Below are 19436 nucleotides of genomic sequence, written 5' to 3' on the forward strand. Positions count from 1 at the left end.
TAATAACACAGCACGCCCCGTTTCGATCAAAGCCGAAACGGGGCGTGTTTACTTTCAATGACGGTCGATTATTAACTGCTTACAACAGTTTCTTTACGGTCGTCGAAAAATACGCGGATGAAACTGCTGCGAGAAATCACAAAACCTAGAACTGTTATGCTGTGATTCTCCGTGCCTGCGGGAAATACGCTGGTGGAACGCCGCAAGCACTATTGAAATGATAAAACCTAGAACTGTCATGCTACGTTTCTTCGTGCCTGCGAGAAATACGCTGGTGGAACGCTGTGGGCTCGACTTTAAGCCAATCTGCGATTGTCTTAAAGCTCGGCCTTGTCGTAAGCGATAAATCGCAAACGACAATTTCACAGCTGACCGCGATTTCCCTCCAGCACTGACTAAAGTGCGTTAGTGCAGCTTAAATGCAAATTTGTACTTCTTAAAATTGGAAGGTGATTCAACCACTCGTTACTTTAGCGCTTGCGCAAAGGTTGCCCTCTTACCCGTCTAGTGGCGGTAAATAAATACCGCTCAGTAGTGACATTAATGTTGGCAATTTATTGCTTACATTAAGGCTCGCATTTGAGACGATTTGCACTTCAATCGGCTCAAATCGACGCCCACTACGTTCCAGCGACACGTATTTATTTGCCGCCACGGCAACGCGCACGTTCCATATGCAACCTTTGCGCAAGCGGAAGAACCGCAACAAAACAGTTTTAGTATCTAGCGTATTAACTCAGTGGCAAAAAAATATCACTCACCCACTCAAAATACTAATTCAAATGCAATACGCGGTGCGCCATCGGCCATCCAAACAGTACCGCACTGTTTAAACTGATATTTCTCAGCCAAATGGCGCATACCGTGATTCTTTTCATGGGTGTCCAGTCGTAACGACACTTTACCTTGCTGCCGTGCCATTTGAATAGCGAAGGCAAAAGCAGCATCAGCATCGCCATGACCCGCTACTGAACGAGTTACCGCAATCCGATGCAGCACTAAATAATGATTCGAAGATTGTTGCCAAGTTCCGGCTATCTTTTGGTAATTAGGGTCTGGCCCATTCATTAAGGTTAGCATCATGACGACTTGACCATTCTCCACACCAACATAAAGTGCCTGTTGGCTAATATCAGCCCTGAATACCGACTGATCTGGATAGCCATTTTGCCATTGCGGGATGCCTTGATGATGCAGAAATAGCCGTGCACCGTCAACAATATTCATAATCACCGGTAAATCAGCAGTCGTTGCTAAACGAAATTGAATCCTTGTCATGACGCTTACTCCAAATGCCCTCTCATTAAAGTTACTGCTCCTGTTAATTGGCCAAGTTTACGCAAACGATAATCTGCTTGACTCTGGTCAGTGGCAACACGCGGATCAGCAACCGCCACCGCAAAAGTAAAGATCCCAGCAGCTTTAGCAGCCGCAATTCCCATTTCTGAATCTTCGACTGCTGCAGCGTCCTTAGCATCGATCTGCAGTTTTGCTAACGCAGTCAAATAAATACTTGGATCTGGCTTACTTCGTTCGAAATCTTCACCACTTAAGGTTACTTCGAAGAACTCACCTAAACCAGTTGTCGTTAACATCGTATCAATTGTTTGACGATCACTTGATGAAGCCAACGCCATGCGAACACCTTGCTGCTGTAAATGGGTCAACGTCTTAAGCGCATCGGGCATTAAAGTCGCCTTAAAATCTTGCGGATGTTGTAATTTGAAATAACGATAGCCCTTGCGCATTTGTTCGTAATCTGTCGGTGTTCTCCCCGGTAAAAGCTGCGGTAAAACGAGCTTCATATTTCCTCCGGTCATATTAGCAATCCGCTCATCAGAAATATTAAGACCCAACAGTTTGAAGTAAGCAATCCGTTGTTGTAAATAATAAGGTTCGCTATTAATCAGAACGCCATCCATATCAAAAATAACTGCTTTTAACACCTTTTCACCCTTACCTGCCTATTAATTCGGCATTTTTTTAATAAAATCAATCAATGCTTCTGGAATATCCGGCATCACCATTAAATTAACAAAGTAATGATTTCGATTGTACCATTTCGTCCAAAAATCATAGCCGTTAGCTTGTGGATTCGCTGGTGTTCGTTTCGACCAAATCTGAAAAATACGAATTAAATAATCCGCATAAAATTTCTCTTTATCGGCCAACGCTAAAGTCGCGGTCGCCATTCGTTGATCTTCTCCAAAGGCAAATGGCTGATCGGCCTGCTGATAACCTACCATTGCACCGGTCAAGAATAATAACTTTTGGGCCCGCGTCAAGCGACTCTCAGAAACCTCTGCGAGTACATTGCCGATGTGCGTGTAAGCATGTGCCCAACCGGCATCTGGAACGAATCCACGGACGTCACGTTCGAGAAGTGTATATAAAGTCAATTGCGAAACAACCTGCCAATATTGAGCATCGGTTAAGACACCACCATAAGAACGATCGGCCACCAGAAAAACCGAGCACAACAAAACAGCCATTGAACGACTAAAGACGGCACTATTCTGTGGTTCTAAAATATGAGCAAATAAAACCTCGTCTTGTGTTAAAAATTGCAACGACGACCAGATTTGTTCCGGCCGCAAGTCACCCCGATTCATCAAACTACTGATCGTGAAAAAGATGCCGCGGTCACGAACATTCTCGTTTAACAGACCAATGTTGTGCAACAACAACGTTAATTCATCGTCGCTAATTTCAATATCGTCGTTATTTTGACTAACTGCCTGACCAACTTTCTTCAAGATTGTCTGTAGTTCTTCTACAGAACCCTTGGTCAATGGCACAACTTTAGTTCGCCGTTGGGCATAGACAATTGACTGATATAAATCAGTCATTTGGTCAGGTAAGGTTGCAAAATTCAAACCACGATTAAAATCTTTATAAAGTTGATTCAATTGCATACGGACCTTATCAATTGTTGTTACCGTCAATATGATTACCTACTCTTAATTTAAACTAAATGTTGTGCTTGTAACTGATTAAAATCAATGACTTGTTGACACAGTGCATCCAAACGCGCTAAATCAGCACGATTAGCATCCTGATCAATCTTTAGAATGGCACTGGCGCGAAAAGCCCCTAGATGAACCAACTGTTGATCTAAATAATCTAAGGCCCGCCCGAAATATTCATGTTTAATTGAACTTGAACCGGTTAATGCATAAGGCTTACCGGTTAAATCAACCGTCTGTAAATCGTCGAAAAAATCTAGAGCCTCGTCAGGAATTTGACCATCATGGTAAGTGTAACTCACAATGATGAACGAACGATAAGTCAACAACTTCTCTGTATCAAACTGCGAGATTTCGTGGCGGTCAACATCTTGACCTAACTTAGTCAACTGTTGTGCTAAATATTCAGAAATTCGTTCGTTGCGGCCCGACATACTAGCATAAATGATCCCAATCTGTGAATTCATCATATCACTCCGTTCATATTTTACGATTAAGTTTAGTTTAACATAACACCATTATAATTGAGTAAAATTACTTATTTAAACGTCAGCCACGAGAAAAAACGAATCAAAGTCGAATTACCGAGACATCATCAAATAAATTTAGCAATTAATTGATGGCATTCTTGACAAACATTCAGACAGGCGTACTATTACCATTGAAACCGATTTCAAAAAATGGACAAGGAGAATCTGATGATTAAACGTATTGGATTCGTAACTGTCTTACAGCTAATTGTCAGTACGCTGATGATACTCACAATGTGGTTACTGCCATTAGAGCTGTCACTTAGAATAAAATTGGTGATTGCTTTTATCATTATAGAAGTTGTCATCATCATTGGGACGATTTATGACTTAATTATCCACACGCGAAAAAGATAACGGTTTTCCGCTGACTACAGGATAACAGTACGTTTGAAATTAAATTCGATAAAACAAAATCGAGATAAAATACAAGACTAGGGATCTAATTCCCGAGACCATTTAACCGACAAACACCGCATAAGACGATTCCGTTAAAAACAACAGGGTCCAAATCCATCTTTCAGATTGGAACCCTGTTGTTTTTGATCATTTAGTTTTCATGATTCAAATATTTGATTGCTATCAGTACAAACACTATTGCCGGATAATGCGCCGCTCTTGAATCTCAAACACTTCTTGGCATAAACTCTTAATATCATCAGATTGATGACTGGTCAGCAATACTGCGCGATGCTCCACTGCAGCCAAATCTTGAATCACTTGCCTAGTTAACGCCGCACTGTGTTCATCAAGAGCATTCATTGGCTCATCCAAAATCACAACCGTTTGCTGTTCCATAATAGCTTGAATAATCGCAAGTTTTTTCTTCATACCCAAACTATAGGTTTTTACCGCCTGCCGATCTGTTGGTAATCCAAACTTCTGCAAATAAGCTACAATCTCTCGCTCCGTAATGAGATTTTTAATACTTGCTAGCAACAATAAATTGTCGAGACCAGATAAATTCGCGATGAAGTAAGGCTCTTCGATTAAAGAACCCACATTTGGGGGAAACCTAGTCGAACGTAACAGCTGTTCGTCATTTACAATGACATTTTTACCAGTGCCGCGAACAAATCCGGAAATAATTTTAAAGAGCACGCTTTTACCTGAACCATTTGGTCCGACTAATCCAGTCACCTTGCCATAATCAGCCTTAAAATTTGCCTCATCAAAGATTTGATTACCGCCTAACGTGACGGAAAGCTGTTCGATCAGGACTGCCGGATTTTTCATATCATTTCTCCTCCATGAATACGAAATATGGTCAAAATTGTACCAAGCAAAATGAGTACTTTGATTAAACCTAATCCAAGATAGCGACTGCTGTGAACAATCAGATCGCCTGGTGTTAAAATCATAAACTGAACTGGTGAAATAAGGTTAGCTAGATCAGGATTTAAAGCTGAAAATACAACAAATAATCCCATTAAGCATAGAAGCACTGTCAGGGAGGTACTTTTAGCAATCCCAACTGTCCGGGCTAACTCATAATCAAATACTAGAATCAGGGTCGAAACGCAATGCACTACCAACGATAAGCATGCCATGGCAATGGTCGACATCAAATTAATGCTTTCACCGATGAAAACAATTCTGAACCAAATTAACCCCAACACCGCATATAATAGCCAAAAACAAAGCGTTAATAATAACTGAGCCAAAAAGACACTCAACAACCGACTGCTATAATGCGGTAATCTCTGTGCAATTAACTCCCTGTTGCCTTCTCCATCCAAATCAATCATCAATAAATACAAAATGTAAGGAAAAATGCAAAAGATAATATCCAGTAATCTGACGGATTCTTGCCAGATCACATCTGTTAGCAGTGAACGAATAAACAGTCTTCCAGTTGTATAATAAGCTAGACGGCCAATCATAGTGAGACTAATCAATACTAACAAGGCAAAAATTCGGTTCCTGCTAACGCTCAGACGCATATTTAGTAAAATCGTCCTTTTTAAATTAACCATAAGATACCTGTTTGCGCCGCATAATCACCGCGGTTAAAACAAGAGTTAAACTAGCAAGAGCGACTAGCCAATAACTCAGTAAATTCACGATAGACTGACGAGATGCCCCAGTAAAATAATAAATATAAAAACGTGCGGGCAACCAATCTGCTTCAAATAAGCCATTTTTTAAAATCGTCGTCTGAATAAACACTAAGAGAACTGTTCCTGCAAAACTCAGGCGAATACTGACTAATGCATAGTGAATAATTTCAAAAAGCAGCCCTAATGCGGTCAAATAAGCCACTAATTGCAATGTAAAAAGGAAACATTGAAACTGTAATGGAAACGTCAGTTCAGGATTCGTTTGGAAAAAGTCTTTAAACTCATGAATCAAAAGCCGTGACCATTGCCAACCTGTGAATAAAGTAGTGGGAGCAATTAAAAACATGGTCACTAAAGAAACGCTGCCAACAATCAAAGCTGCTAGTCCAGCTGTCATAGTAGCCGATCGAACTAACGCCCATCGTCCCGGAAGGCGAGCCAAGGTGCTACTATTTAGCAAATGATTATTCTCCAGTAACGTTAGGAAAGCAACATAAATCAGTGGAATCCCATAGCCGATAATCGAAGCCGAATTGTAGTTATCTGTTAACCACAATAAATCCGATAGATGATCAGTTGTGCGCAAAAAATCGAACCGGCTAAGTAATAAAATAACGACTAACAAAGTATAAATGATCATGACCATTTTTTTACTGGTTGTTTTTAACTTAAGCCTTAAGAGAGCCATTGTTCTGCCTTTCTGATCTTAGCAACCAATAAGGTACTAGTGAGTGCTCCTACAAATAATAAGCCACCATAAACAGTCAGATAGGTTGATCCGGGATCGAGATTAATGATAAAAGTCATCGTCGGTTCAAAGCGGCTCAGTCCCAGATATGGGAAAACGAATGACGGTAAAAGATACGCCAGAAACGGGATTGCGATTACCGCATAAGTTTTCTCAATATAGAGTGAGACGACTAGGGCAAGATCCGCATAGATGAAACCAAAAAGACCTGAATGTCCAATCAGTAGTAGACAAAACAAAAGTGGCCGCGTGTTGTACAAGGATGAAAACGGCCCTGCTACAGTCATTAGATCAGGAACTTTGTTGTTCTTCAAGAAAACCAAATTAATCAACAACCACAAGAATAGGGGCAACATTAAAACCAATGCTCCTAAAATCCCCGTAACCAACATCTTCGTCCGCCAATACTGTTGTGGCGTCATCCGATTCATCACACCCCACAGAAAATGATGGTCTTTATCCTGCAAGTAAGATTGACTAAATGGTAACGCAGCAATGATTGGTGCGAAAACTGGCAATAAAGCCACCGCTCCAAAAAATAACACCGAATAGAATAAATAATAGCCGTGTGCATTCTCAATCGTAAACCGATTGTACCAGAAAGAAAACATAAAGAATGCCAAACATAACAGGCAAGCAATCCAAAAATTAAGCGATTTAAAACCGCGAACAAGCTCTCTGCTAAAGTATCTCATTATTCCCTCTCCTCAAAAATAAAAACTTGCCTATGCCAATGGCCCACATAGGCAAGAATTGTTCCATAAAAACAAGCGGTTATACGTTTGAAATCTACATTTTGAAGTTTTTTTATATAATTAAAATATTAGTTTGGAGTCCACGAGCCTGTATTATGAACTGACGATAGTTCCAGTAGTGGCGTCGATAAAGCTAACGTTGTATTCTTACCCTTAACCGTTGATGCCGCCTTGTAATCCAAAGTAACTGTCGAATCATCTTTCGATGTCTGCCGTGTACTTGTCACGTTGGCATTATTACTAGTCGTTCTAATTGCCATAACAACCGTTGAACTACCACCGATCGTTCCCACCTTATTATAAGCACTACCTGTTGTTGTTTTCTTAATAGTTCCAGTCGTCATAGAACCAAGCTTAGGAATATGAACATCGTAACCCTTATATGTGGCAGCAGATACGTTCACAGCTGCACCCACACTAACAACAATACCTGCCATAGCAAGAATTGAATCGATCTTCTTCATGAAAATCTTTCTTTTTCTATCCGTCTATTCTCAATATTAATAATATCATAACAAATTAGTTTTGCAAACGCTGTCATTACCTTATTATTAAGGAGACTTTTTATCCCCTTTTAAAAACAAAATGGTTCAAATTTTTTCAGTGGTTGCTGTTAAAGTAACCTTTTATTTGTATTTTGTGTATCCTTCGCCATGTGGGAATAAATACTAAAACTATTATTATGGTGCTTCTCCGTGCCTACGGAAAATACACTGGTGGAACGCTGCGAGCATTGGTTTGAGCCGAATCAAAACCAATTCGTCTCAAACGCAAGCTTTCTTGTAAATGGTAAACCATTAACAAGAATTCCGCGGCTGACCGCGATTTTCCTTCGGCACTGACGAAAGTGATGATATGGTGTGATTTAACCGCAAATTTTTGCTTCTAAAAATGAGAAGGCAATTCACCCACTCGTCAATTCAGCGCTTGCACAAAGGTTGCACTCTTGTTAGCTTAGTGGTGGGAAATAAATACCGCTCAGTAGTGACATTAATGTTGGCAATTTATTGCTTACATTAAGGCTTGTATTTGAGACGATTTGTATTTCAATCGGCTCAAATCAACGCCCACTACGTTCCAGCGACTAGTATTTATTTCCCACCACGGTACCTCGCACGTTCCATCCGCAACCTTTGCGCAAGCACGAAGAACCACGGCAAAAACAGTTTTAGTTGCCATCACTAATCACTCGTATAAGCAACTGCATCCTTAATCGTCAACTTCTTCTTAATCAAACCTGCTTCATAGAAGAGATCGGCAATATCTTGTTCCTCTTTAATCACAGTTTGATTAATGGCAGTCATTGAGAACGACCGCCGTGCTACCATCCGTTTAACAATTTTGGTTGATAAATTAAGCGAGTCACTCAGCATCTTCACTAATTGAGTTGAATGCTTATTCGCCCAAGTCATGTCTGCTGATAAATATTTAACTAAGAGCGCAGAAACTTCTTCATTGTTCTTAGCAAATGATGCCGTTGAGAGCACATAATCGCGGTTACTGCTGACACCATTCTCACCAGTCACCAACAACTTGGCGTTTTGTGTAAGCTCGGCAGTTGAAGTCATAGGATCCCAAGTGGCCCACGCATCAACCTTGCCTTTATTAAAAGCAACACTGGCAGCGGCGTTATCTAAGTTAACCCACTTAATATCACTGGCACTCATTCCGGCCTTCTTCAACGCACTCAAAATCAAATAGTTAGAACTTGTTCCTTTCGTATAAGCAACCCGTTTACCTTTTAAATCTTTGATGGACTTAATCGTTGAGTTCTTCTTAACCAGAATTCCCGAACCAGCAGCCTTGGTAGAACCAGCGGCGATGTAGACAAAGCTGGCACCAGCAGCTAAATTAACAACTGGTGGCGTATCACCAATCCGTGCATAATCAATACTACCTGATTTCAACGCTTGTAATTCAGCAGCGCCGTCTTGGAATTGTTTCCAAACAATCTTGTAACCTTTGGCTTTCATCTTTTTAGCTAAAACACCCCGTTGTCGCGCAATGTCAAACGGATCAGCTTTTTGATAGCCTAAGGTAATCGTTTTGAGCGTTGTTTGCTCATCGTTAACTTGTTGATAACCATAAAAAGCCACGGCTAACCAAACAAGCAGCAACAGCACCAGGCCAGTTTTACGCGTACGTTGTTTGGTCATCGCGCTTCACCGGCCGTTGTTTGCAATAGTTGTTGGCGTAATTGATTGCGGACAACTTTGCCAGTTGCATTCAATGGAAACTGGTCAACGAAATAAACTTGCGTCGGTCGTTGGTAACGGGCCAATTTTTCAGCCGCGTAGGCCAAAATTTGTTCCCGTTCGGCTTTAAAGTCATGCACCTGATCTTGAGTGGGAATAACCACTGCTGTAACGGCTTCACCATAAATATCATCGGGTAAGCCGATAACGACAACTTGACCAATAAAATCGAGTTGATTCAATTCGTTCTCAACCGTCGCTGGAGCAACTTTCTCACCACCGCGACTAATCATTTCCTTAATGCGACCTTTAATAAAAAGGTAGCCATCATGATCAAAGTAGCCTAAATCACCGGTTAAGAACCAACCGTCCATAAATGAATCATGATGAGGATCCAAGTAATCGTGAATAACATGATCACCTTTAACCGCAATCTCACCAACTTGATACGGTTGCTGAGTCAACTGACCATTAATTAAAAAGGCAATTTCCGTTCGATATGGTTTTCCTGCCGAACCAATTCTCGGGGCATCAAATGGATTAATCGTACATTGACTCGTTGTTTCCGTCATTCCGTAACCTTCCAGAATCTGCGTTTTAAAACGCCGTTCAAAAGCACAAAATTTATCTTCGGGCAATGAGAATGACGAACTACGTACGAAACGCAGATGATTAAACTGGGCATATTTATGATATTGTTCATTGGCCGTTTGATTTAACAATAAGATTGAGATAATCGTGGGAACGACCGACGTCCACGTAATTTGATTTTCAGCAATTTGTTGCCAAAAACGACTCGCACTAAATTTCGGAGCGACGACAATTTTGCCATCGACCAGTCGCATCGCTAAGACAGAAATCACTTGGGCATTAATATGGAACATTGGCATCGTAATTAACGTTGTGTCTTGTGCGGTCATCTGCTGACTCTCTGCATCATGCATGGCACCGTTATAGAGCATGCTGTGGGTTAAACCGACTCGTTTAGGCTTGCCGGTTGTTCCAGATGTGTTCAAAATCAAAGCCAAATCATCTTCTTGAATTGGCGCGGTCGGTGCAGAATTCCGCATGAGTAATTTTTCAGTAGCGGTTAAAAGTTTAAGGCCTGAAGCACTGCTTAATTGTAATGTCGTTGTATTAAGTGGTAACCGCGCCAGAATTTCTGTCTCCAAATGCGGTGCGATAATTAAGGCCAGGTAATCTTGTTCTTGCCACTCGGCTAATAACTGTGCGGCTGGCGTTGAGGCAGAAACAGGATGTACGGCAATTCCTAACGCCCACATTGCTTGCATTAATTCCGGGTAAGCACAAGAATTATCTAGGCAAACCAATACTTGATCATGATAACCAACCTTGACATTAGTCAGTGCCGACATGATACGCGTCACATCAGCCCGAAATTCACCTTTCGTCAGCCACTCAGTTGTGTTAACTGACTTGATTAAGGGCCGTTCAGGATCAGTTAGTAGTTGTTTAGTTAATGCTGTTGTTAATTTTGTCATCGTAAATCACTCCTTTAAATTTCATTAGGTACTTTTTGCAGTCAGTAAAATTGGGAAATGATTAAATTTTCTTCGTTAATAAATGATCCGTCTGTGTTCGCTGTTGCTGGGTCACGACAACGTTCGCGGTTTTAAACTTGCGTCGTTGCGGACGTCCAATTAAAATGCCAAACGGCTGCACACGATAACAGAAATAAGAAATCCCGAAAGCACTGCCTAAGACAAATAAATAACCCAACGGCAACATGATTAATAAAAACCACGCTGGTAAGTAACTCAGGTAACCCAAAATACCGTTAAGTAGTAACAAAGGAATCGTCTGGGCCAAATAAATTCCGAAAGAAATTTTTGAACCCAGCTTGATGAAATGATCGACAGCTGGGTCTAGACTCGTGGTGCGAACGTCAGCGTACTTTAATCCGATCAAGAAAACCAGCGCAATCATGACCAGCGCATAAAACATAATATATGGTTGATGAACAATTTCCGTGTGCTGAAAATCTAATTTCAAAACATTCTGATTGAAGAAGTACAGACCAACTGTCCCTACTGCCAAAATTCCTGCCAACGCCTGAATCAATCTTGTATGAGCCTTTAACCAGTGCACCACTTGTTGATAGTGGATGGCGCTAAACGCACCGCAAATAAAATATGCTTGATACACAATAAGATTCATGCCGTAAGACTTAAACCAGTATGGCCAACTGGAACGATCAACACCCGGCAACCAATATTTAATACCCACAAGTAGCACCAGTTGAATCGCCAGACTAATGATAAGAATTTGCAAATGCCGCTGCGGATGATCTTTAAATAACTTCACCAGAACAGGAAAGATTAAATACAATTGAAAAATGACGAACACATAATATAAGTAGAACTGATCACCATGAATCACTGCTTGATATAACTCAGTTAAATAAGTCGTTCCATTAAAGGCAACACCACTGCTTACAGTGACGATCAATAATAGTAATGCATTCCAAGCTAAGTACGGAATACCGACACTGGTATAACGCTTCTTCCAAAAGAGCCACCAATTCTGATGTTCACGCTGATAATAATTGAGGAAGAGAACCAGGCCGGTCATAAACATGAACCCCATACGGGTGAAGTGGAGGGCCAAATGGGTAGCATGTAATAGGAGCTGACTCCAAGAACCCGCAGCCATATGTGTAGCAAACGCTGAAGTTGTATGATTCAACAACACACCAAAGATAAAAATATTCCGCATCAAATCAACTTCATGTAAATAAGGTCGCTTCTTTTTAACTAAGGTGGTGGTGCCATCCGCCGGGACAGCTAATGTAGGTTGACTTGCCATTATGACACCTCTTCATCAATAATATGGTGCAAAATCCGATCGGCAACAACGCCAACTTGAGCAGCGTCTTCTTTTTGTGGGCCTTGTTCTTCATATAAATTCGTTCCTTTCTTAATGACAATAATGCGTTCAGCCATTCGAGCCGCTTCTTGAACATCATGGGTGACGAGAATAGTCGTTAAATGTTGGTGCTGACAAACGTCAAGAATTAAATCCTGCATCTTACGGCGCGTTAACGCGTCCAATGCGCCTAACGGTTCATCAAGTAATAATAATTGCGGTTCGGCCATCAACGCTCTTGCTAATGCAACCCGTTGTTTTTGACCACCGGATAATTGACCAGGATAATGATCGGCTAATTCGGCCAAACCAACCAAACGCAACATCTCTTGAGCACGATTCAACATTTGCGGTGCTTTCTTCTGAAATGTCACATTATCTAAAACTGTCAGCCATGGAAGTAAGCGATCATTTTGAAACATAACGCGAATAACAGGTTGGTGGGTCTTTTTAAAGGTGATCTCACCCGCAGTTGGTCGTTCTAAACCGGCGATTAAGCGTAACAAAGTACTCTTACCGCCACCACTCATGCCGACCAACGCAATAAACTCGCCTTGATTAATCGTTAAATTCACATCGTGGAGTGCAACGTTGTCGCCGTAAGTTCGGCCTAATTCATGAACGGTTAAGATTTCCTCAGTCATGAGACTTCACTTCTTTCACATCTCGCCAAGCTAATACAATACTCTCGATATTCTTGGCGATTAAATCTGATAATTTACCTAATAACGCATAGATCACGATACAAACAATAATTGTTTTCATATCCATAAAGTCTTCTGCATTCGTTGACATGTAACCAATTCCTGAATCAGAGGCAATCGTCTCGGCCACAATCAACGTTGTCCACATCACGCCTAAAGCGTAGCGAACTCCCATGAGGATAGTCGGCAAAGCGCTAGGAAAAATAATCTTGCTGAAAAGTTCGCGCTTGCTTAGTCCATAAGACTGACCCATCTCTAATAAATCGGGATCAACAGACTGGATGCCATGGAGTGTATTAATATAAATGGGAAACATCACGCCAATTGCGACTAAAGAAATCTTGGCACTTTCATCGATACCAATCGCAATAATAATTAATGGAATTAAAGACAGATGAGGAATATTGCGGAGCATTTGAATCGAGCTATCAAATAACGACCGTGAAAATCGTGATACACCATTTAAAACGCCGAAAAAGAAACCGAACGCTCCACCAATCAAAAAACCGACTGTGGCACGATATAAACTGATACTAATATTCTTCTGTAAGGTACCGTTTTGCACCAACGTCACGGTGTCTTGAAACACCGCCAGTGGTGATGGCAAAGTTGAACTCGCTAAGATACCGAACGTACTTGCAGCTTGCCAAATGACAACGACACTAACGGGAATAACCCACGGTAATAGTTGTGACCAGCCAATTGTAAGATGTCGTTTCTTAGGCGCTTTGATTTTAATTGCTGTCTTGTTGCTGGGAATTGATGAATCCATCTGTACATCTCCATTCGTAGCATTTAAATAACCTTTGTTTTGATTAATTAACAGTCTAGAACGTGAATGCGAATTTTTAGGCGCCGAACTGCGAACAATTCAGCAAGAAAATGTGATGATTTTTCGACCTTGTTCTCTGAACGCGCGAATTGCCAAGATTTAATTGAAGTTTTCTCGACGATATCAATCGCAGTGAGTGGACCAAAAAAGCCGTTAGTTCAAGTTAAAAACTTGTACTAACGGCGTAAAAAATATTAACGTTTTTAAAAATGACTAACTAGAAGTAGCCAGTGTTTGATAACTGAGTTTTTAATAGCCCCCTATTTGTGGTAAGCAAGTGGTGTTTAATTTAATTGACCAACTATACTTCAAAGAGCTAATGACCAATACGACAAGCATCATTTAACAACACGAATACATTACCGCACTATTAACCTAAATGATGTGAAACTTTTAAAACAAAAAAGAAAAATTTAGACAAAAAAATGAAGCGTTAGAATCCGTTTTTTATGAATTATTCTATTAACCAGTACTGAGACCTCAGTATTAAAATTTCTTGATCGACTCTTAAAGCAAGCCCATAATTTTATTATTCTAAGTAATTTAGTTTAATCATCAGCAGTGTACACATAAAAGACGAATACACGAGATACCACCTATGCACCTTGAGTAACGTGGTCGTGACTACCATAATGCCACGCTAACATCAAAATGGCCTGCAACAACATAACCCAGAAAAGTTGCACACACAGAAGCATCGGGAGATTTAAATCCGTGGTTTGCCCACTGAGTATTTTAGTCGGCAGATAGTAAATGTACGGCGTCGGTGTGAAAAAAGAGAGTCGTTGAATGATCTGTGGTGTCAAATCAATCGGTAAAACAAAGCCGCCTAGCAAAAAGAGCAGACTCATGATGGTATCTCGCAATACGATTACTTTTTTCAGCCAAAAAGTTAATGTGCCAATAATGAATTGAATTTGAAATAAGAGCAGAAATCCTAATAAACTACTCAAAATACCGATAAGAAAAGTTATGATAGCAAAGTGATAACCAACAAACCAGAATACGGTAAATGTGATAACTAGAGAGGCTAAAAAGTTCATTAAAAATTGGGCAATTTTTTGCGCGAAAACATACAACGGATAATAGATAGGTCGATTCAGCCAAGTAATAATCGTCCCTTGATTGATTTCTTGCCAAAGTTCGTAAGTAACATACATAGCAGAACCAAAACTGATTTGTAAAATTCCCATCACGAAATAGTAAATCAACAACGAATTAACCGTAATCAAACGGGAACTCTCACTCAAATTAAGTCGCCGCCAGAAAAAATAGGTAACCAAAATTTGAATAGGAATCGCAATGAAACTCAAATAGAAGTCCAATTTAAATAGATGAATATTTTTGATACTAAGTAAAAATGTACGGCAGTATTTAGACATGCTAGTCACCTCCTCCCTTACATTTACGAGCCGGTTGATTCATATCTTCTTAAGGCATGCTGCAGCACAACTTTGAATATGACAATAAAGATGACAAATAAGCCTAGCGCCAAAATAAAATAGCGAATCGGATTTTGATAAGTGCCCAACAATATTTTTGTCGGAATTGTGATCATTAATGAGAGCGGAACGACATACGTAAAGAAGCCCAGAATCGTTTTAGGAAAGACGTCCAGGGGATATTTTTTAGCATCCGCAAAAGAAAATAAAATTTCTCTTGCCATATAAATCTTCCCAAACCAAAATGCGAGTAGCGAAACTAGGCCATATAGCAACTGAAAGGCACAAGTTCCAATAATCATGACGGCAAATCCAATCAATGCGTGATGTAGAACTACTCTGCCAGATGCTAGCAAATAAATTAAGGAACTACTCGCTAGGATTAAACTTAAGAGACCACCAAAAAAGTTGGTTTGGCTGAGGATGTACCCCATAATTGGGTGAAGTGGTCGCACCAGAAATTGATCAAAGCTACCGTCAAGTAAATGAAATTCTAAATCACGAAAACCACGGGCGAAGCGGCTAATAACATCGGAGAAAATACTGATTGTCAAAAAGAGCAATAGTTCGTCACCCGACCATTTTCCAACAATGATTCCTAATTTGAAGAGTGACCACCAGAAGAGTGCTAATTCACCCGTCTGGAATAAAAGATCAACGAAACTCATTAAGAAGTCTAGTGGAAATTGCAAGTTTTCAACAATTGAAAGCCGTAAATAGCGATAGAATAGTCGCGCGTAGTGTTGTAAAGCGTTACTGAAAGAAGTCATAAAGGATATCCTCCAGTTCTGGCCGTAAAACTTGAATCTGTAGGTCTGACTGGCACGCCATTAATTGGGTTAGAAACTCGGTCTTACTTGCATTAGGAAGGACAAACTTGTACCACTCTGGATTTTCTTCACGTAAAAATGGCTGAGCGGTTAAGTCAGAAGTATTCTCTTCACGCCTGACCTGAATGACGGCCTGTTGAGAAATCATTGCTTGAAAATCTGTTTTAGTTGAGTCCAGTAACTTCTTACCATGATTGATTAAAACGATGCGATCACAAATCTTAGCAACATCTTGAATATCATGTGTTGTGAGGATAACAGTCGTTTGCTCAACCCGCGCTAATTCAACTAAGATAGAACGAAAATGATTCTTAGAAACGATATCTAGTCCCAAGGTTGGCTCATCTAAAATTAAAATCTTCGGTTGATGCAGGATTGTCACCAGTAACTCAATTCGAATCCGCTGGCCTAATGACATTTCTCGAACAGGCTTCTGTAAAATATCACTCACTTCAAGTATGTGGGAATATTTGTTTAAACGTTCCTTAAAAAGTGTTTGGTCAATTTGGTAAATATCTCGCATCAAATAAACCGATTCAATCGCGGGGATATTGAACCACAAGCTAGAGCGATTCCCAAACATAACTCCGATGTTTTGGGTGAGCAGATGGCGATTACGATCTGGTTGCCAGCCGAGAACTGAAATTTTTCCAAATGTCGGCGTCAGAATTCCACAAAGCAATTTAACAAACGTACTTTTTCCAGCACCGTTCGGCCCAACCAGACCGATAATTTCGCCCGGATCGGCTGTAAAATCTAAATTGACTAGTGCTTCCACAGTTTTACTTTTCTGTTTGTAATTCTTAGAAACGTCATTCAAAGTAATTGTCGGCATTGATAATCCTCCATCATACTAAAAGCACAGGATGGCTAACATAGTAGCCCCCGTGCTTTCCGATATGAACTCTTTTGAATCAAATATGCATAGTTGAAATAATGAATTTAGTTCTGTGTTATCTTGTCTAATGAAAGTGTGGGTAAATACCGACCAGAATGAGAACAGCCCAAGTTCCCCGCTGGTAAATCATTGATCGCCAATTATTTTAGGCATTCGTGATAATTGTACAATAAAAAAATCAGGAAATTTATTTTGACGAGAAATTACACACGAGTTTTATGGCAATTTTGTGTATTCTCTAGTAATATTCACATTTTGGGTTCATAATTATGTACAACAACATTCTTTCTATAAAGGAGTAAATCGATGGAGCAAAACCAATTACTGCGCAAGCTCAGAATTGAGCGAAAATTGACTCAACAACAATTATCCACGGGTATTTCTACGAGAACCACCTTGAACTCATATGAACATGATGGTTCAAAAATCTCCTTTTATATTTTGAGTCAATATTTACAACGTATGAATATTTCTTTTGAAGAATTCGAGTATATGCTGAATGATGACAACTTTAATTTTCGAAAAAAATTAGCAAATCAGACTAGAAGCGCCTTAGATTCCAAGTTTGATCCCGAATTTGCAGAAAATTTACTCTCTCTTTATCACGAGAATTATGATTTTTACTTTTACGGCCTATACGCACAGTATTACTTAGTTCGTTGGTTTAAAAAGGATAAGCTGGAAGATGACACAATTGATGAAATCAAGGACAACGTTAGGAATTATCTAGATGGAATTGACACTTGGGGAAGATTTGAACTTTCTCTATTTTCTAATTGCTTGTTCATTTTTGACCAGAACTATATTAACTTTCAGTTTAAAGAAACAATTGTCTACATGAAGCTATATTCTGACAGTTCAAATTTATCTGGAGATCGCCTCAAATTTGTTATCAATGCATCGATCTTGGCATACACGCGCAATGATTATGAGGGCATGACTATTTTTTTAAAAGAATTGAGAATAATTGCCCAGACATCTAATAGCCTAGAAGCAAGAGTCGTCATTAAGGTACTTGGTTTATTAAATGCAAATAAAAACGGATCAGATAATCAAACTGAGAAGGACAAATTACTGCGAACTTTGAATTATCTTGACGAGAAAGGATGGGCCAATTTCTTGCGCAAGCACTACATTACTCGAGATTGATAGTTGCAGTAACCGCAAATCATCTTTTAAAGCAACACAACGACTATTTACACGAATGTCTATCAAGAAGCAAGAATTGAATAATTGAAATATTTTCATGAGTCATTTTGTTAGTCAGGTAAAAGTGTTTAAAGCGATTTCTTACAATCAATCTTTTGTTCGATTCTTTTCTGTTTTTGACAATATTTTGAGTGCTGGCACTATACTGATTTTAAAAATGCTTGGTGCAATCTGACATTCAATATAATCTATTGCATTCAAAATTTTGGGCAAAAAAAATAGAACCCTGATAAATCAAGGTTCTCAACTGAAGCGGGCAACGAGAATCGGACTCGCGACTCCAGCTTGGGAAGCTAACGTTTTACCACTAAACTATGCCCGCATCATAAAACAGCTGCAATGTAAACAACTATTTTATTATTTGAAAGTGCCGCTGGCAGGGGTCGAACCTGTACATCCTTGCGAATACAGCGACCTGAACGCTGCGCGTCTGCCAATTCCGCCACAGCGGCAACAACACTCTTAATTTTAGCAGATTTTCGCTAAATGCCAAGTGTTTTCCGTTAAAATTGCCTATTTAATTGTCATAACGCGGCTGATTTTGCTAGTAAGTAATTCTCGATCCCATAGCCGACGCCATTTTCATTGTTACTCGGGACAATTGTATCGGCTACTGCTTTAATTTCTGGTAACGCATTAGCCATCACTAAAGCATGACCGACCATTTGCAGCATCGGTAAATCATTATGACCGTCCCCAAAAGCGGCTGTTTCGGCAATCGTTAATTGTTCACGCGCAATAATATAGTCAATCCCCTTAGACTTCACTGCTGCAGCATTGGTAACTTCCAAGTAAGTCGTTCCTGATTGGGCGAATGCAATGCCTGGTAAAGCTAAATCATTGAGAAACATCAATAAATCCTTCATTCGTGCTTCGCTAAAGGTGACCAACATAATCTTAAAAATTTCTCGTGATTCGGCCAAATAGTCGGTAAAGTTAACCAAGTCAGGTGAAATTTTTGTAATTTTGGCTTCGAATTTAATTGCTGCATCAATTCGATCAGTATACCAACGATTCAAGTCATAAATACTAATACTTAAATCTGGAAATTCCGCCTTCAAGTGTGTCACTAAAGTTTTAGCCGTCTTAAACGCCAGTAAGTTTTTCTCAATTACTTGCCAATCATTAGCCCCTTTTTGAAAGATCAAACCACCATTATAACCAATTTGTGGCCCAGTTAATTGCAACTGATCAATCGCCGCACTCATTTCCATTGGTGAACGAGCCGAAACTAGCGTGAAGGGAATGCCTGCCTCGCGAATAATACGCGCGTTCTCAGGAGAAACGTCACCTGCACTATTTAATAATGTCCCATCCATATCCGAAAAAATCTGTCTGATTGTCATCTGGCACCTCGCTAAAAATGATAATTTCATCATAC

General features: G+C 40.0%; 21 protein-coding genes and 2 tRNA genes. 2 read left to right on the forward strand and 21 right to left on the reverse strand.

Annotation, left to right across the window (positions count from 1 at the left end):
• Positions 1–496: 496 nt before the first annotated feature.
• The 5 genes from EKM65_RS11140 to EKM65_RS02225 all read right to left on the reverse strand — a co-directional run bounded on the left by EKM65_RS11140 (position 497) and on the right by EKM65_RS02225 (position 3436).
• Entirely contained in the window at positions 497–655 is a 159-nt protein-coding gene (locus tag EKM65_RS11140; RefSeq protein ID WP_164506780.1) for a hypothetical protein, read from the reverse strand.
• 110 nt (positions 656–765) lie between these two features.
• The gene (locus EKM65_RS02210) at positions 766–1278 is read right to left on the reverse strand and encodes a GNAT family N-acetyltransferase (RefSeq protein ID WP_125605065.1); all 513 of its coding nucleotides are present in this window, start codon (positions 1276–1278) and stop codon (positions 766–768) included.
• A 5-nt stretch (positions 1279–1283) separates the two neighbouring features.
• The gene (locus EKM65_RS02215) at positions 1284–1946 is read right to left on the reverse strand and encodes an HAD family hydrolase (protein ID WP_125605067.1); all 663 of its coding nucleotides are present in this window, start codon (positions 1944–1946) and stop codon (positions 1284–1286) included.
• Positions 1947–1967: 21 nt separating this feature from the next.
• Positions 1968–2945: a DUF2785 domain-containing protein gene (locus EKM65_RS02220; RefSeq protein ID WP_125605069.1), complete on the reverse strand. Its 978-nt coding sequence runs from the start codon at positions 2943–2945 to the stop codon at positions 1968–1970.
• A gap of 20 nt (positions 2946–2965) precedes the next feature.
• Positions 2966–3436 (reverse strand): flavodoxin domain-containing protein, encoded by a 471-nt coding sequence (locus EKM65_RS02225; RefSeq protein ID WP_125605071.1) that lies wholly within the window; start codon positions 3434–3436, stop codon positions 2966–2968.
• A gap of 228 nt (positions 3437–3664) precedes the next feature.
• Here EKM65_RS02225 and EKM65_RS02230 point away from each other — a divergent pair, with 228 nt between their 5' ends.
• Positions 3665–3853, forward strand: a complete 189-nt coding sequence (locus EKM65_RS02230) for a hypothetical protein (protein WP_125605073.1) — start codon at positions 3665–3667, stop codon at positions 3851–3853.
• Between the two features lie 237 nt (positions 3854–4090).
• Here the strand turns inward: EKM65_RS02230 and EKM65_RS02235 are convergent, their stop codons facing one another.
• From EKM65_RS02235 to EKM65_RS02295, 13 genes are all read right to left on the reverse strand, one after another.
• Entirely contained in the window at positions 4091–4732 is a 642-nt protein-coding gene (locus EKM65_RS02235; RefSeq protein WP_125605075.1) for an ABC transporter ATP-binding protein, read from the reverse strand.
• A complete protein-coding gene (locus EKM65_RS02240; protein ID WP_125605077.1) occupies positions 4729–5472 on the reverse strand; it encodes a hypothetical protein in 744 nt (247 codons plus the stop codon). Before EKM65_RS02240 ends, EKM65_RS02235 begins: the two co-directional genes overlap by 4 nt.
• Positions 5465–6244 carry a hypothetical protein gene (locus tag EKM65_RS02245; RefSeq protein ID WP_125605079.1) on the reverse strand — a complete coding sequence of 260 codons (780 nt, stop codon included), beginning with the start codon at positions 6242–6244 and terminating at the stop codon, positions 5465–5467. The genes EKM65_RS02240 and EKM65_RS02245 overlap by 8 nt, the downstream gene beginning before the upstream one ends.
• Positions 6232–6999, reverse strand: coding sequence for a hypothetical protein (locus tag EKM65_RS02250; protein WP_125605081.1), 768 nt, complete (start codon positions 6997–6999; stop codon positions 6232–6234). The genes EKM65_RS02245 and EKM65_RS02250 overlap by 13 nt, the downstream gene beginning before the upstream one ends.
• 128 nt (positions 7000–7127) lie before the next feature.
• A complete protein-coding gene (locus EKM65_RS02255) occupies positions 7128–7523 on the reverse strand; it encodes a hypothetical protein (RefSeq protein ID WP_125605083.1) in 396 nt (131 codons plus the stop codon).
• Positions 7524–8240: 717 nt separating this feature from the next.
• Positions 8241–9215 (reverse strand): aliphatic sulfonate ABC transporter substrate-binding protein, encoded by a 975-nt coding sequence (locus tag EKM65_RS02260; protein WP_125605085.1) that lies wholly within the window; start codon positions 9213–9215, stop codon positions 8241–8243.
• The gene (locus EKM65_RS02265) at positions 9212–10756 is read right to left on the reverse strand and encodes an AMP-binding protein (RefSeq protein ID WP_125605087.1); all 1545 of its coding nucleotides are present in this window, start codon (positions 10754–10756) and stop codon (positions 9212–9214) included. The genes EKM65_RS02260 and EKM65_RS02265 overlap by 4 nt, the downstream gene beginning before the upstream one ends.
• A gap of 61 nt (positions 10757–10817) precedes the next feature.
• Positions 10818–12080, reverse strand: coding sequence for an acyltransferase (locus tag EKM65_RS02270; RefSeq protein ID WP_125605089.1), 1263 nt, complete (start codon positions 12078–12080; stop codon positions 10818–10820).
• A complete protein-coding gene (locus EKM65_RS02275) occupies positions 12080–12784 on the reverse strand; it encodes an ABC transporter ATP-binding protein (protein ID WP_125605091.1) in 705 nt (234 codons plus the stop codon). The genes EKM65_RS02270 and EKM65_RS02275 overlap by 1 nt, the downstream gene beginning before the upstream one ends.
• Positions 12777–13616 carry an ABC transporter permease subunit gene (locus EKM65_RS02280; protein WP_125605093.1) on the reverse strand — a complete coding sequence of 280 codons (840 nt, stop codon included), beginning with the start codon at positions 13614–13616 and terminating at the stop codon, positions 12777–12779. The genes EKM65_RS02275 and EKM65_RS02280 overlap by 8 nt, the downstream gene beginning before the upstream one ends.
• A gap of 656 nt (positions 13617–14272) precedes the next feature.
• Positions 14273–15058, reverse strand: coding sequence for an ABC-2 family transporter protein (locus tag EKM65_RS02285; RefSeq protein WP_125605095.1), 786 nt, complete (start codon positions 15056–15058; stop codon positions 14273–14275).
• Between the two features lie 23 nt (positions 15059–15081).
• Complete coding sequence (locus EKM65_RS02290) at positions 15082–15888, reverse strand: ABC-2 family transporter protein (RefSeq protein ID WP_125605097.1); 807 nt, start codon at positions 15886–15888, stop codon at positions 15082–15084.
• Positions 15872–16783, reverse strand: coding sequence for an ATP-binding cassette domain-containing protein (locus tag EKM65_RS02295; protein ID WP_125605099.1), 912 nt, complete (start codon positions 16781–16783; stop codon positions 15872–15874). Before EKM65_RS02295 ends, EKM65_RS02290 begins: the two co-directional genes overlap by 17 nt.
• 369 nt (positions 16784–17152) lie before the next feature.
• Between EKM65_RS02295 and EKM65_RS02300 the strand changes: the two genes are divergently transcribed.
• Positions 17153–17995: an Rgg/GadR/MutR family transcriptional regulator gene (locus tag EKM65_RS02300; RefSeq protein WP_125605101.1), complete on the forward strand. Its 843-nt coding sequence runs from the start codon at positions 17153–17155 to the stop codon at positions 17993–17995.
• 311 nt (positions 17996–18306) lie between these two features.
• On the opposite strand, the gene EKM65_RS02305 is transcribed toward EKM65_RS02300, so the two are convergent.
• The 3 genes from EKM65_RS02305 to EKM65_RS02315 form a co-directional block, all read right to left on the reverse strand.
• Positions 18307–18377 (reverse strand) — tRNA-Gly (locus EKM65_RS02305).
• Positions 18378–18423: 46 nt separating this feature from the next.
• Positions 18424–18507 (reverse strand) — tRNA-Leu (locus tag EKM65_RS02310).
• A 72-nt stretch (positions 18508–18579) separates the two neighbouring features.
• Positions 18580–19401, reverse strand: a complete 822-nt coding sequence (locus tag EKM65_RS02315; RefSeq protein ID WP_125605103.1) for an HAD family hydrolase — start codon at positions 19399–19401, stop codon at positions 18580–18582.
• Positions 19402–19436 lie beyond the last annotated feature (35 nt).

The organism is Lapidilactobacillus bayanensis (assembly GCF_003946695.1).
GTDB lineage: Bacteria > Bacillota > Bacilli > Lactobacillales > Lactobacillaceae > Lapidilactobacillus > Lapidilactobacillus bayanensis.

Bases quoted from the DNA above. Each gene is read 5' to 3' on its own strand.
- EKM65_RS02260 (WP_125605085.1), bottom strand. From the start codon at position 9,215: ATGACCAAACAACGTACGCGTAAAACTGGCCTGGTGCTGTTGCTGCTT.
- EKM65_RS02230 (WP_125605073.1), top strand. From the start codon at position 3,665: ATGATTAAACGTATTGGATTCGTAACTGTCTTACAGCTAATTGTCAGT.
- EKM65_RS02295 (WP_125605099.1), bottom strand. From the start codon at position 16,783: ATGCCGACAATTACTTTGAATGACGTTTCTAAGAATTACAAACAGAAA.
- EKM65_RS02285 (WP_125605095.1), bottom strand. From the start codon at position 15,058: ATGTCTAAATACTGCCGTACATTTTTACTTAGTATCAAAAATATTCAT.
- EKM65_RS02270 (WP_125605089.1), bottom strand. From the start codon at position 12,080: ATGGCAAGTCAACCTACATTAGCTGTCCCGGCGGATGGCACCACCACC.
- EKM65_RS02280 (WP_125605093.1), bottom strand. From the start codon at position 13,616: ATGGATTCATCAATTCCCAGCAACAAGACAGCAATTAAAATCAAAGCG.
- EKM65_RS02300 (WP_125605101.1), top strand. From the start codon at position 17,153: ATGGAGCAAAACCAATTACTGCGCAAGCTCAGAATTGAGCGAAAATTG.
- EKM65_RS02265 (WP_125605087.1), bottom strand. From the start codon at position 10,756: ATGACAAAATTAACAACAGCATTAACTAAACAACTACTAACTGATCCT.
- EKM65_RS02275 (WP_125605091.1), bottom strand. From the start codon at position 12,784: ATGACTGAGGAAATCTTAACCGTTCATGAATTAGGCCGAACTTACGGC.
- EKM65_RS02255 (WP_125605083.1), bottom strand. From the start codon at position 7,523: ATGAAGAAGATCGATTCAATTCTTGCTATGGCAGGTATTGTTGTTAGT.
- EKM65_RS02315 (WP_125605103.1), bottom strand. From the start codon at position 19,401: ATGACAATCAGACAGATTTTTTCGGATATGGATGGGACATTATTAAAT.
- EKM65_RS02240 (WP_125605077.1), bottom strand. From the start codon at position 5,472: ATGGTTAATTTAAAAAGGACGATTTTACTAAATATGCGTCTGAGCGTT.
- EKM65_RS02235 (WP_125605075.1), bottom strand. From the start codon at position 4,732: ATGAAAAATCCGGCAGTCCTGATCGAACAGCTTTCCGTCACGTTAGGC.
- EKM65_RS02290 (WP_125605097.1), bottom strand. From the start codon at position 15,888: ATGACTTCTTTCAGTAACGCTTTACAACACTACGCGCGACTATTCTAT.
- EKM65_RS02245 (WP_125605079.1), bottom strand. From the start codon at position 6,244: ATGGCTCTCTTAAGGCTTAAGTTAAAAACAACCAGTAAAAAAATGGTC.
- EKM65_RS02210 (WP_125605065.1), bottom strand. From the start codon at position 1,278: ATGACAAGGATTCAATTTCGTTTAGCAACGACTGCTGATTTACCGGTG.
- EKM65_RS02225 (WP_125605071.1), bottom strand. From the start codon at position 3,436: ATGATGAATTCACAGATTGGGATCATTTATGCTAGTATGTCGGGCCGC.
- EKM65_RS02250 (WP_125605081.1), bottom strand. From the start codon at position 6,999: ATGAGATACTTTAGCAGAGAGCTTGTTCGCGGTTTTAAATCGCTTAAT.